The organism is Gardnerella sp. DNF01157 (assembly GCF_049244225.1).
Taxonomy (GTDB): domain Bacteria; phylum Actinomycetota; class Actinomycetes; order Actinomycetales; family Bifidobacteriaceae; genus Bifidobacterium; species Bifidobacterium leopoldii.
In genome coordinates this window covers 917,095-929,701 of sequence record NZ_CP058388.1, presented here as the reverse complement: position 1 = coordinate 929,701, position 12,607 = coordinate 917,095, and the positions used below count along the sequence as shown (strand labels likewise).

9 protein-coding genes are annotated in these 12,607 nt (G+C 39.9%); 5 read left to right on the top strand and 4 right to left on the bottom strand.

Annotation, left to right across the window (positions count from 1 at the left end; translation table 11 throughout):
• Positions 1-181 precede the first annotated feature (181 nt).
• Positions 182-3,583: a glycosyltransferase family 2 protein gene (locus tag HXT38_RS03435; RefSeq protein ID WP_421791625.1), complete on the top strand. Its 3,402-nt coding sequence runs from the start codon at positions 182-184 to the stop codon at positions 3,581-3,583.
• Positions 3,570-5,156 (top strand): DUF5719 family protein, encoded by a 1,587-nt coding sequence (locus tag HXT38_RS03430; protein WP_004119870.1) that lies wholly within the window; start codon positions 3,570-3,572, stop codon positions 5,154-5,156. Before HXT38_RS03435 ends, HXT38_RS03430 begins: the two co-directional genes overlap by 14 nt.
• Before the next feature lie 76 nt (positions 5,157-5,232).
• Here the strand turns inward: HXT38_RS03430 and HXT38_RS03425 are convergent, their stop codons facing one another.
• Complete coding sequence (locus tag HXT38_RS03425) at positions 5,233-5,661, bottom strand: metallopeptidase family protein (RefSeq protein ID WP_004119868.1); 429 nt, start codon at positions 5,659-5,661, stop codon at positions 5,233-5,235.
• 119 nt (positions 5,662-5,780) lie between these two features.
• Between HXT38_RS03425 and HXT38_RS03420 the strand changes: the two genes are divergently transcribed.
• Together HXT38_RS03420 and HXT38_RS03415 are read left to right on the top strand one after the other, a co-directional pair.
• Positions 5,781-6,602 (top strand): HAD-IIB family hydrolase, encoded by an 822-nt coding sequence (locus tag HXT38_RS03420; protein ID WP_421791623.1) that lies wholly within the window; start codon positions 5,781-5,783, stop codon positions 6,600-6,602.
• 91 nt (positions 6,603-6,693) lie between these two features.
• Positions 6,694-7,587 (top strand): ComF family protein, encoded by an 894-nt coding sequence (locus HXT38_RS03415; RefSeq protein WP_117008896.1) that lies wholly within the window; start codon positions 6,694-6,696, stop codon positions 7,585-7,587.
• On the opposite strand, the gene HXT38_RS03410 is transcribed toward HXT38_RS03415, so the two are convergent.
• From HXT38_RS03410 to glgB, 3 genes are all read right to left on the bottom strand, one after another.
• Entirely contained in the window at positions 7,584-8,759 is a 1,176-nt protein-coding gene (locus tag HXT38_RS03410; protein ID WP_421791620.1) for a sensor histidine kinase, read from the bottom strand. The two genes, HXT38_RS03415 and HXT38_RS03410, sit on opposite strands and share 4 nt — an antisense overlap.
• A gap of 61 nt (positions 8,760-8,820) precedes the next feature.
• Entirely contained in the window at positions 8,821-9,573 is a 753-nt protein-coding gene (locus tag HXT38_RS03405) for a response regulator transcription factor (protein ID WP_410294536.1), read from the bottom strand.
• A 16-nt stretch (positions 9,574-9,589) separates the two neighbouring features.
• The gene (gene glgB, locus HXT38_RS03400; RefSeq protein WP_421791618.1) at positions 9,590-11,863 is read right to left on the bottom strand and encodes a 1,4-alpha-glucan branching protein GlgB; all 2,274 of its coding nucleotides are present in this window, start codon (positions 11,861-11,863) and stop codon (positions 9,590-9,592) included.
• A gap of 134 nt (positions 11,864-11,997) precedes the next feature.
• Here glgB and HXT38_RS03395 point away from each other — a divergent pair, with 134 nt between their 5' ends.
• Positions 11,998-12,594 carry a CarD family transcriptional regulator gene (locus tag HXT38_RS03395; protein ID WP_180946758.1) on the top strand — a complete coding sequence of 199 codons (597 nt, stop codon included), beginning with the start codon at positions 11,998-12,000 and terminating at the stop codon, positions 12,592-12,594.
• Positions 12,595-12,607: the final 13 nt, after the last annotated feature.

Genomic DNA, 12,607 nt, shown 5'->3' with positions numbered 1-12,607 from the left:
TGTTGAATATTATTTGATCTTTTAATGAAAATTTTAATAAGTTTAAGCAAATATTCTAATTAAATTTATATGGAATGCACTGGTTAATATGAACAAAAATATTAATAAAATATGTATAAATTTATTTAGAATTACGACTTGTGTTTTGGTGGATACATACCCCCTGCGTAAACTGGTAAGTATGGATTCGATAACCGCTCATAATCTTACATTTGAAGACGAAGTTTTACAGGTGCTGTCATCTGCGAAAGATGCGCATCCTCATGATGTGGATTCGTCCATTATGGCAATGATGTGTGTGGAGCGAGATACTCGTTTTTATGCTGATACGTTACATGCAGTACTAAGTCAATCAATTCTTCCTGGAACTTTGGTAATAGTCGATTGTGCTAGTCGAGTAAAGCAGACTATGCAAACGAATTTACAAATAAAAATTAATTCATCTATGCTTGCGGGAGCAATTAATACTAGAAAATCATTATTGCAGAATGCTAATAATATCGATTCCAATAATACAATTGATAGCGATTCAAAATATAGACCAAATACTAATCGCGTAAATAATGCTCGCGTAAACAATAGTGAAAATAAATCTGTACGCATAATTATTATTCCCATTTCTTATGCTCATTCTTTTGGAGATGCAATAGAAAAATCTTTGCGCAAGATTTTGCCTTGTGCAGGAGTTTCTGCATTATGGCTTTTGCATGATGATTCTCGTCCTGCAGACTTCCATTGCTTAGAATATTTGCGTGAAACTTGGCGCAATACTCCGACTGCATCAGTATTGGGAGCTAAACAAGTTGATTGGCAAGGAAATATCTTGCACAACGTTGGAATGTATGCTTGGCGTCACGATGTTCATACTCTTACTGTTGACGGCGAGCCAGATCAAGAACAGTATGATGGGCGTGGAGATGTGTATGCAGTATCGCTAGCAGGTGCTTTAGTCACATTAACTGCATGGCAGACTTTACGCGGTACGCAACCATGGATGACAACTTTTGGCGAATCAAGAGATTTTTGTCGTAGAGTATGTCTATCTGGAGGTCGTGTTGTTGTAGTTCCTTCAGCTCGTATTGCACACAGGCGTGCAAGGTTAGAAGGTATCCGTACTCGTAACGGTGATGCTAGAAATCATAATAATTCAGGATCTAAATATGGTGTAGCAGCTTCTCTCGTAGCTAAGCAGCGTTACAAATACACTGATATTAGTATTTTTTTGTGGCCTCTTATATGGATTCTTAGTTTGCCTGCTTGTTTCGTTGGCGCTTTGCATTCGCTGTTTGCTAAACATCCTTATATAGCGTGGATCCGTCTGCTTTTGCCATGGCTTGCTATCATGCAATTACCTAGAGCAGTTTTTGCTCGCAGAAGGATTGCAAGGAATACTCGTGTTCCATTAAAGCGACTTGTTCCTCTTATCGCAGATCGTCATCAAGTTGCACGTTGGCGTGATCGTAGTTCTGCTTTCCAAGCTCAACAGCATTTCGTGCTGTTAAGTCCTCTAGCGAAGCGGCATTTGCATATTCGAGTGTTGCGTAGGTGGAGTGCTGTTATTCTTGCGTCTCTTCTTCTTTTTGCAGTCATATTGAATTTATATGGCTCTCCATGGCGTGAAATTTTAAGTGGCGCTTCTTGGAATGCGCAGCAATGGTTACCAACGGGTGCAGATTTCAATCAACTATGGAATTCTGCTATTGGTGCATGGGTTCCTGATGATGGTTTTGGACCTGCAATTCCTCCAGCACCATGGCTAAGTATTTGGGCAATCGCATCAACTGTGGTTGGTGCTAACCCGTTATTGGCTGTCACATTAATGTTCTTCTTAGCTGCTCCAGCTATGTGTTTAAGTTTTTGGGCTCTTGCTGGCGTATTTACGCGCTCGGATACTGTACGTGTATGCGCTGGTATTTGCTGGACTATGATTGCTATTGCTTTTGGTTTGTTTGCACGCGGTGATTTGCCAATGTTAATGACTATGGCATTTTTGCCTGCAGCATTTGCTTTTGCGTTCCATGCTGTTGGAATGTACGTAACAGAAGATCCTGTGCGTCCTGTTAAATCCACTCAATGTGCAGCATGCGCAGCATTATGCTTTATGGTTCCAGTAGCTGCAGAACCGCAGCTTGTTTTGCCTCTTATTGTTATTTTTATTGCAGCGTTTATTATGGTGCGCTCTCATCGCATTATGTTTGCGCTTATGCCTATACCATCGATAATTGTTCTGCTTCCTACAATAGGAAGTGCTATTAGATATGGCGGATCTGGAATGTGGCGTCAATTGTTCTCTAGTATGGCTTTGCCATTGAGAAGTGTGCAAGGTGCTCCACGCGTAAGCGATTACGCTGATGTTTTGTTGCACGCTTTTAATATGGCTTCTCCTAATGTTGAAATTAATATGCCATTGATGAGCTTAAGAACAATAATAATGGTAATTTTTGCAATTCTAGCTGTTGTTATGGTTGTTACGTCATTAACTTTGCCTTTTGCTTTGCGAGTTTCTCGAATGATGTGGGTTGTGATTATTTCCGGAATGCTGTTATCTCTTATTGCTGCTCGTGTTGTAGTTGCATCCGATATTTCGGGACCTGTTGCTGCAAGCGTTTTGCCTGGAGTCGCATTATCTACTGTCGGCATTTTATCTTGTATGTGCATGGTTGCCGGTCAAGCTGTTCGACGCTTTGAGCCACTACGTACTTCGAAGGAATCTGAGTCCCAAATTTTTGATAACTATAAAACTCGTGCAAGTAGACGTGCTGCAATGCGTCGTTCTGCGGCACAATTGTTGCAGCACATAATTCGCGTAGCACGCGCTGTTCTTGCAAGTGGCATGTTGACTATGGCGGTTCTTTTGGGTCTTTTTGCTGTATTGAGCGGACCTGCTACATCTATTTGCGCAAATAACAATGAGCTCCCTATGGTTGTTTCTGATTATTTGCGAAAAGACGATACTCGGCGAATACTTGCTTTAAGAGCTCAAAGTAGCCATGATTTGTCAATCTCTATTATGCGAACATCTAAGGGAGATGCAATAGACGAATCTCCAGCACTTCGTGTTAGACAAGTAATGTTTGGTGATTCATCAAGCAATAAAGCAATATATCGCGCCTCAGCACAATTGTTATCTCATGCAGATAATGGCGCAATTTCAACGTTAAAGCAACTTGGAATTGGCGGTATTTATATTGTTAATAGTTCAGAAAATAAGCAGGTTTCCCATAAAACTTCTGTGTCAATACAACAATTGTTACATCCTTCTGTGCAAACTGTAAGTAATGTTAACAAAGAAGCTACTGAACAATTAATTGCACACGTTAACGCTTCTGACGGTACACAATTAGTTGTTTCATCACCGCAAGGAACTTATTGCAGATTTGATGGTGTGCCTGATTCTAAGTCGTTGTCTTCTACATCTCCGTATTATCGATCTAGGCCTCTTGCGTGGAGAGTTCCTTGGATTATTGTTTCTTCTATGGTATTACTGCTGTACTGTATTGTTGCCGTGCCTCGATTTGGCAGACATGCAATGATAGAACGTTCAGATGACAGGCATGAGGAGGAATTAGATGAACTGGCATAAAAATCCTCATGAGGGCTCTAAGCATGGTGAAGTAAATGCAGATGTAGATATTAATCGCAAGAACAAAATAGTCAGTATTGTCTCACTTGCTATTTTTAGTGCAATAATACTTATTGCTTCTGCATGTGTTGTTGCATTATGCTTACCAATGCCTCACTTTGTAGATAATCCTAATACTCCATCTAGTGGCGTTATAAGTAGTGTTGGTTCTACTCGTTTGCAAACTATTTGTCCTATTCGATTGTCTCTTCCAGATTTGACTCAATATGGTGATAGCGAATATAACGAATCAGAAGGCGATTTACAATCTTCTGCTCGTTATGGTGCTTTTGGAGATGTGTATAGTTCTAGCTTGCGTAACATACGAGATAACAATGATCAATCTATTACGTTGAATTCAAAATCAACTGATGATGATACGTCAGCTTTTATTGCTAACAATAATGTAAATCATGACGCTCAAGTTCTAGAAGGACATTTATCACGAGTTGGATCTGGCACTGGAATATCTGCTTCCATGGTTTCATGGGCTACTAAAGGTGACGTAAAAGGTTTATCTGCAACTACCTGTTCCATGCCGTCTATGAAACAGACATTCCTAGTTCCAGAATCTGCTGATGGAATTTCTATTCGTTTAGAAGCATTTAATGCTGCTTCAAAATCTACTGTTGTTCGTGTTAAAGCTTGGTCTGCAGAACATGGCAACAATCAGTTAAATCTTTCTACAGGAAGTGCTTTTACTGTTCCTGCTCGTTCTCACGCATATTTTGATCTTGCTGCTGCTTCTCCTAAGACTTCTGGATTATATGTGCAAGTTGAAAGCGAGCAGACACCTATAGCATCATTTGTAAAAGTCGTTCATATGAGTGGCTTATCTGTAAAAGGTGTAGATATTGTTCATGAATTAAGCACTCAATCTAACACAAATATTCTTTCAGGTATTAGTGAAGGCGATCAATCTAAGTTATATGTATGGCCAAATAAAGATGGTAATGTAACACTTTCATGGATGAATGATACAGGTTCTAAAGAAGTAAAGAATTTAACGTTAAAAGCACACCATTTGCAAGTTGTCGATCTTGGAAAAGTTCCAGAGCATGTTAATGCTTTGAGCGTAAGTGGAGATGTTCCTACTCAAGTAATGATGTCTATTACTAAAGATGGCAAAGATAATCAGTCAGATGTAGCTTTTATTACACCATCTAACGTGCAAGGTAGTGGCGCAATTGTTTCACCTGTTTCTGCTAATGAAACAGCTCTATACCTTTCTTCTTCAAGCGATAAAGATACTTCTGTGCGTTTGCAAGGATTTGATTTAAATGGTGTATTAGCTGCTACAAAAAACGTAACGATTCCTGCGAATGCATCTTTAAGAATTCCTGTTTCAGACATTTCGCACGATGTAGTTATGTTTATTGCGAAATCGCATAGCAAAGTTTCTTTGTCTGCCCGTATTCATAAAGATGAAATCGATAAGGCTGGTATAGCAGGTATTTCTTGGCTTTCTGCGCAATCTTTGGAGCCGCAAGAAATGAAGGTATACGTTAAAACTGACAATCATATTGTGCAATAATACGAATAAAAATGTTGCTATAAGCGACTATAAATTAATTAAAATACTTAATAATTTTAATTAATTTAAAAATTGTTTACAAACCCCAATCTGGATCAATTTCTTCTGGTCTGCGACCGTATAGTTCTGCTAAGCGTTGCACAAGCTCATCTCTGATAGCATATTGAAGTTCACTTCTGCTGCTTACATGAGTGCATAGCGGAAGCCTATACAACACAATTCTAGATTGCATACCACGGCTAGCTGGAAACGCTTGTGAAAGTATTCTGCGGTTTTGTTCCCATAACAGTGGTTGTGAAGGTGGCACATCTTCTACTGCAAATTGAACGTCTTTAGTTAATGCTCTCCAAGCACTGTTAAGACGTCTAATTTGAGCCGCTACCATAGCATCGAACATTCCGCTAGCGGTTCTATATTGTGGCAGGCGAGTACCAAATATTGGTGCCCTAAGACCTCTACCATGCCTATTTCTATAGTGACGTTCTTCCCAAATTAGACCTGTCATGCTTCCACTTTACGAGAAGGCTAGGGCAATAATATGTAAATAATTAATATGCGGTGTGTGAAATACGCTCACACTATAGAATACTGTATATATGGTTTTAAAAGTCAGGAGGATTTGTAATGCTCAAACCAATAGTGCATGATTGGAATGAGTTTAATCTTGACTTGGGCATTGCTGAATCGTCTCTTATTGCTTTTGATTTAGATAACACACTGGCATGTTCTAAAAAACCTATGCTTAAATCGATGGCTGAATCATTAAGTAAACTGATTGATATAATTCCTGTTGCTGTAATAACAGGTGGCTGCTTAGAGTTAGTTAAGAAGCAAATTTTAGATATGCTAACTACTGGCACTAATCTTAAAAATATTCACATAATGCCCACTAATGGAACTAGTTATTATCGTGTGAATAATGACATGTCATTGCAATGTGTTTATGAGCATAGTATCGATTTTAAGCAAGCGCAATGCGTTATTGATGCAATACACAAGTGTGCAAAAAATATGGGCGTTTGGAAAGAACCCGGCGATCCAATGCTGTGGGGAGAACAGATAGAGAACCGCGGTAGTCAAATTACTTTTTCGGCACTAGGACAACTAGCTCCTATTGAATATAAAAAAACTTGGGATCCTAGCGGTTGTTTGAAAGCTCAACTTGCACAAAGCATTTCTCAAGCTTTACCTAATTTTGCTGTACGCGCTGGAGGAGATACTAGCATCGATATATACAGGCGCGGTGACGATAAAGCTCAAGCTTTGCGAATGCTATCTCAATATTGTGATTTTAATATTGAAAAAATTACTTTTATTGGCGATCGTATGTATCCTGGAGGAAACGATTATCCTACTGCCTTTACAGGAGCGTTAGTTGTTAAAGTAAGTAATCCTTCGGATACCTTAGAGCTTTGTAATAAGGTACTTAATATTTTAGAAATATAGAATTTTATTAATTTTTCATTTTAAAATACCTTTTATCCACAATAACATTTTTTATTTGCATAGTTAATAAGCGATCGCATATGCTGTCATTATGGTTGGGAGACGCAAGGTTATAAACCACCAAAACAAAAAGAAGTATAGAAGCGTGACATCTCATGGGGGATTAGCATGTCACGCATCTGTACCTTGTGGTGTATGTGAAAACAAGGATGTTGATTTTATAAATTGGCGTTTTGCTAGTTGGAAGAATGTAGCGATTGCTTTATTTAATTTATTTTTGCCTCGCGCATGTGCAGGCTGTGATACTCCAGATTATATATTGTGTGAAAACTGCAAGAAAGCGTTGCAATGCTGGAAACGCGCACCATTTGCCAGAACAGTATGTGGATATCGCTACGCGTGTGGTTCGTATTCTACGGTTGTTCGCCGCTCAATATTATTGTGGAAGGATCATTTCGATATTGCATGTGACAAAATATTTGGTGAACTTATTGGCGATTTAGTAGTAGAAGTTATATCTAAATTTTTGCGCTCGCATTCTTGTTATATAAGTGAAAATCCTATATTTGTTATACCAGTTCCGTCATCTAAGTATTCATCAAGACATCGTGGGCGTAAACATATGTTGCCTGTTGCAAATTGTGTTGCTAAACGATTGTGTAATAGTGGCATTAGGGCATACGTTTTAGATATTGTAAGTATGAATGCTAGAATTACTGCGAAATCAGTGCAAACTTCCGGTTTTCGTGGAAGGTCTAACAGAATTTCTAAAGCGTTTAGCATCGATTTCAAAGAATTGAGAAAGCAAAAGTCTGAAAATCAACGCGAGTACAAAGCTATTGTATTGGATGATATTGTAACTACTGGCTCAACTATGAATAGCTGCGTTTCAACTCTACAGAGTAGTGGAATTACTGTTTTGGCATGCTTTTCTTTAGCGTGTGTATGCAATAAGGATGATCGTACAGCAGATTACGAATGTTAGTTTACTATTGTATTGCTATAGTTTAGCGGAAGCGTAATCTCAAAGTCTGGACCACGCTTATCGTCTACTACTTTTACAGTTCCATGGTGCAATTGTGCAGCCCAACGAGCAATTGACAATCCTAATCCTGTTCCTCCTGATTCTGTGCCAATTCGCTGATTTCCTTTAACAAATCTTCTGAAAATATCGGCGCGATCTTCTTGAGGAATTTGTTCTCCAAAATTCACAACATTACATATTACAGAGTTTTGGTTGTGATTAATATGAGCACTTATAAGAACACGAGTTCCATCATCTGAATGTTTTAGAGCGTTGGAAATAATATTAGTAAAAAGTTGCGAAAGGCGAGCTTGATCTCCTGTTAATTCAATCTCATCATTAATTTGAACTTCAATATTATGATTATGACCTGAATCAGCTATTTCTAGTGGCTCAATAATTTCGTCAATAAAGTCTGTGAAATTAAATGAAGTTATATTAAGGCTTTCCGCACCTGCTTCAACTCTAGATAAATCAAGAAGGAAAGTAATAAGATCAGCAAGTCTATGAGTTTGGTTTAATATAGCTTCCATATTAGATGGAGTAGGATCAACAACTCCATCTGCAAGATTTTCAAGCATTGCTTGTAAAGCAGAAACAGGAGTGCGTAATTCGTGGCTTACGTTTGCTATAAGCTCTCTACGCATCTGATCTGCATGTTCAAGTTCTTCTGCCATTTCATTAAATGCAAGAGTTAATTTACCTACTTCGTCACGACGATTTTCTACAGCAACTCGTACAGAGTAGTCGCCATCAGCCATGGCTTCTGCAGCATTTTTCATTTGACGAAGTGGTGCTGTAAGTCCTCTAGAAAAAATGTATGTAATTCCTAGAGCAACAATAAGCGTTAATGGCATTGCAATCCAGCCATTTAGACCAGTTTTAAGTAAAAACCATGCCATTACAAAAGCAATTGCTGTTGCAAAAACAATAATTGCCGAAAGTTCAATTTTTAGAGATGAAAAAAATCCGACAGGTCGATTTGGATAATTATGCTTTACAGAAGAATTCGTAAATCGAGTTTTTGACTTATTTCTAAGTTGAGGATTTGAGTTTTTATTTAATAAATTACGTTGCTTAGTATTTTTATATTGTTCAGAATTAGCAGTATTTATTTTATTTTCTAATACCATTTACGAATTTTCCGAAGCTAAAGTGTTGTAACTATTTACTACTTATGAAAGTTATAACTATTTATGAAACTTGTGATTGCAGAACTTTGTCGTAATCACTAATAGGTGGCTCGAATGCGTATCCTATTCCGTGTACAGTACGAATCCATTCCGATCCAATTTTATGCCTCAAAGACTTAATGTGCGAGTCCACTGTGCGAGTTCCAGAGGCATCTGGCCAATCCCACACCTCTTCAAGTAACTCTTCACGCTTAAATACGGTATGAGGATGACGAGCTAGAGTAGCGAGCAAGTCAAACTCAGTTGGTGTAAAATGTACCTCTTTGTCGTTTAAAGTTACAAGTCTTTGACGGGGTCTAATAATAAGTGACCCAAAATTAATTGTGCGTTCATGTTCCATTGTCTTTGCTATTTGCGATGCGCGTTCTACGCGTCTCAGCAATGCTGCGCAACGAGCAATTAACTCACGTGGCGAAAATGGTTTAGTCATGTAATCATCTGCGCCTGCGCTTAAGCCAACAATTTTATCGGCTTCTGCGTCGCGTGCTGTTAACATGAGGATAGGGACAGGCATTTTGGAGATAATTCGTCGAGTTGCTTCAATCCCATCCATAATAGGAAGCATAATATCCATAATTATGAGATCAGGTTTTAGTTGTTCGGCAGCTCTAACAGCAGACGCTCCATCTGCAGCGACTCTTGCTCTCCAGCCTTGTGCAGTAATGCGTTGTGCAATTGCTGTAGCAAGATCTGGCTCATCCTCAACAACGAGAATTGTACGAGCATTTACGCTAGCTGATGGAGCGTTTAGCATATTTTAAAAAGACCTTTCAGTGTTGTACTGGCTTCAAGAATACCGCACCTAACGCTGGAACAGTGATTCTTGCAGAGTATGGTCGAGAATGATACTCTTCAGCAGTAGCAGTGAATGTGCCGTTGTGAATATTAGATCCGCAATACTTTGCATCATCAGTTGTGAGTATCTCTTCCCACTGTCCGCCTTTTGGTAACGCAACCTGATAGTCTTGCCAAGCTTGACCTGAGAAGTTTACTACTACAACGATTTCTTCTCCGTCGTCGCCAATACGCATGTAGCTTAAAGTATTGTGATCGGAATCGTCGCTTGTAAGCCACTGGAAACCATCAGGAGTAAAGTCTTGACTCCAGAATGCACGAGAGCTCTTATACAGAGTATTCAAATCTGCAACAAGCTTTTGCACACCTTGATGGAACGGCCATTGCAGCTCATTCCAGTTAAGCGAAGTATTGAAATTCCATTCGCTGGACTGTCCGATTTCTCCACCCATGAACAGAAGGTTCTTGCCTGGATGAGACCACTGGTATGCAAGCAATGCTCGCAATCCTGCGAACTGTTGCCATTCGTCTCCTGGCATCTTTCCAAGTAACGAACCCTTACCGTACACAACTTCATCGTGGCTTAATGGCAACACATAATGCTCAGAGTATGCATAAACCATTGAGAATGTAATTTCGTTATGATGCCAACGACGGTTAATTGGTTCTTCTTTAAGGTATTGCAAAGTGTCGTGCATCCAGCCCATATTCCACTTCAAACCGAATCCTAAGCCGCCCATATCGGTTGGTGCAGTTACGCCTTGGTAAGCAGTGGATTCCTCAGCAATCATCATGATGCCAGGATTATTCTTGTATGCAGTTGCGTTTGCTTCCTTAATGAAGTCAATTGCTTCAAGATTTTCGCGTCCGCCGTAGATGTTTGGTCTCCACTGTCCTGCTTCACGGCTGTAATCCAAGTAAAGCATTGAAGAAACTGCGTCAACGCGCAACGCGTCAACATGGTATTCGTCAAGCCAGAAGCAAGCATTAGCAACCAAGAAGTTACGAACTTCATGACGACCAAAGTTGAAGATGTAAGTACCCCAATCAGGATGCTCGCCTCGCATAGGATCAGGATCCTCATACAATGCTGTGCCATCAAAACGACCGAGTGCAAAGTCATCCTTAGGGAAGTGAGCTGGAACCCAATCCATAACGACGCCAATACCTGCTTTATGGAGTTTATCTATCAAGTACTTAAAGTCATCAGGGGAGCCAAGGCGAGAATCGACTGCATAATAACCTGTTACCTGATATCCCCAAGACCCAGAGAATGGATATTGCGTCAGCGGCATGAACTCGACGTGAGTAAAGCCTTCTCTTTGCACATAATCAACTAAATGATCAGCAAGTTCGCGATAATTACCCAGATCGCGATTCCAGCTGTTAGCTTGCACTTCGTAAATGCTTATTGGACCGTTGTGAGCGTCTGTTTTTGCGCGCTTATTCATCCAATCGGTATCGTGCCACTTAAACTCAGAATCAACAACAACAGATCCTGTGTTTGGTGGAACTTCATGAGAGCGCTCCATCGGATCGGCTTTCATAATCCAATTACCAGATTGCGTAAGAATTTCGTATTTATATACTTCGCCCGCTGTAACTCCTGGAATAAAAAGTTCCCAAATGCCAGAAGAGCCGAGCGAGCGCATAGCGTGGCGACGACCATTCCAGTAATTAAAGTTACCAACTACGCGTACTGCACGAGCATTTGGTGCCCACACTGAGAAAGCAGTACCAGTAACTTTCTTTACCATCTTTCCAGTTTCAGGAGATATAAGCCCCCATGAATCTGTTATTGTTTTGACATGTGCGCCTAATGCTTCCCAAAGACGTTCATGGCGACCTTCTCCAAATAAGTACATGTCAAGTTCGCCAACTTGAGGCAGATAACGATAAGGATCGTCATCTGTGGATTCAGAACCGTCTATTTCCACAGTGTAAACGCGATAACTAGGAACAGACCAAGACTTTGTTTTTGTGTGCTTTACTGCAGGAATAACAGCTGTAAAGATGCCGTTATATTCGTGTTTAGCTTCGTATTCACCGTTCTTAGTAAGAATAACAACTTTCTTTGCCATAGGGCGCAATACGCGGACGGTTACAGTGTCGGCACCTTTGCCAGTTCCAAGGTGACCTCCGAGAACCTCATGTGGATTGTAATATTCTGCATTGCTCACCGCAGCTAATACGTCCTGTCGGACTGGGACTGCGACTGCATCTTCATTGATGTTAGTAACTGTACTCATGCTGACTATCATACATGCTTTATTGCTGTAAGTCGCGTGTGTTTCGCGCTATTGTGAAAAAAATATGAAAATTTTTTCAAGTCGTGACCTTATGGGAAACTGTTATGAGTTTTTCTGTGCATACGGAGGGTTCTGTGGAATATCAAGTCGGCGATATGGTCGTCTATCCTCGTCATGGTGCGGCTCGTGTTGAAGAAATTAGTGAGCGCACCGTAAAAGGTGTAACTCGTCAATATTTACGATTGGTAGTGTTATCATCTGATGGTTTAGAAATTAACGTACCTGTCGATAATGTTAAAAAAGTTGGCGTGCGAGACATTGTTGGAGCGCAAGAAGTTGCAAAAGTTTTTGAGATTTTGCGTACTCCAATAGTTGAAAAAGAAATGAATTGGTCTAGACGCTACAAGCTTAATGTAGAGAAGATTGCTACTGGCGATGTTAACAATATTGCTGAAGTAGTTCGTGATTTATCTCAGCGAGATGTTGATGAGCATGGTTTGTCTGCAGGAGAAAAGCGAATGCTTGCTCGCGCTCGCAGTATTTTAATTTCCGAAATTGCTTTGTCTGAAAAGATTGATGAGATTGAGGCGGAGCGACTTTTAGATGTGAATCTTGGATACAAGGAGCCTCAAAAAGGCGATGAAAATCACCATACTGTAGCTCCAGAAGAGCCTGCATCGCGAACTTTAGCGCTGTTAGAAGAGCGTAATAAGAAATCTAAGAAAAAGTGATTTGCGTTATGCA

What these genes read in the sequence shown, in the direction of transcription:
- HXT38_RS03405 (WP_410294536.1), bottom strand. Translation starts at nt 9,573, where the DNA reads ATGCTAAACGCTCCATCAGCTAGCGTAAATGCTCGTACAATTCTCGTT.
- HXT38_RS03435 (WP_421791625.1), top strand. Translation starts at nt 182, where the DNA reads ATGGATTCGATAACCGCTCATAATCTTACATTTGAAGACGAAGTTTTA.
- HXT38_RS03420 (WP_421791623.1), top strand. Translation starts at nt 5,781, where the DNA reads ATGCTCAAACCAATAGTGCATGATTGGAATGAGTTTAATCTTGACTTG.
- HXT38_RS03425 (WP_004119868.1), bottom strand. Translation starts at nt 5,661, where the DNA reads ATGACAGGTCTAATTTGGGAAGAACGTCACTATAGAAATAGGCATGGT.
- HXT38_RS03430 (WP_004119870.1), top strand. Translation starts at nt 3,570, where the DNA reads ATGAACTGGCATAAAAATCCTCATGAGGGCTCTAAGCATGGTGAAGTA.
- HXT38_RS03410 (WP_421791620.1), bottom strand. Translation starts at nt 8,759, where the DNA reads ATGGTATTAGAAAATAAAATAAATACTGCTAATTCTGAACAATATAAA.
- HXT38_RS03415 (WP_117008896.1), top strand. Translation starts at nt 6,694, where the DNA reads ATGGTTGGGAGACGCAAGGTTATAAACCACCAAAACAAAAAGAAGTAT.
- glgB (WP_421791618.1), bottom strand. Translation starts at nt 11,863, where the DNA reads ATGAGTACAGTTACTAACATCAATGAAGATGCAGTCGCAGTCCCAGTC.